Source organism: Natrialba chahannaoensis JCM 10990 (assembly GCF_000337135.1).
Lineage (GTDB): Archaea > Halobacteriota > Halobacteria > Halobacteriales > Natrialbaceae > Natrialba > Natrialba chahannaoensis.
In genome coordinates this window covers 1-270 of record NZ_AOIN01000029.1, presented here as the reverse complement: position 1 = coordinate 270, position 270 = coordinate 1, and the positions used below count along the sequence as shown (strand labels likewise).

Annotated in this window: 1 pseudogene; it reads right to left on the bottom strand. The window is 61.9% G+C overall.

The features are described 5' to 3' along the window. Positions 1 to 270: pseudogene (locus C482_RS03645) on the bottom strand (ISNCY family transposase); the annotation flags it as partial.

Below are 270 nucleotides of genomic sequence, written 5' to 3'. Positions count from 1 at the left end.
GTCCACGACTACCTCGGCAGCTGTATGGACGGCCTCTTGTACGTCGGCGAGGCGATCTTCCCACGCCCGCCAGAGAGTAGATTGGTCGGGGATGTCCTCGAAGCCCAGCTGCGTGCAGAGGAACGGCTTCTGCTTCAGGTACTTGTAGAGGGCCGTGGCGTTCTTCCAGCCCTTGACACAGCGGAGGACGTGGGCACGGAAAACGGCGTTCCAGGGCTTCGGACTGCCCTGTTCGTGGTCGTAGGTATCGTAGAAGCGCAGGTAGCAGGC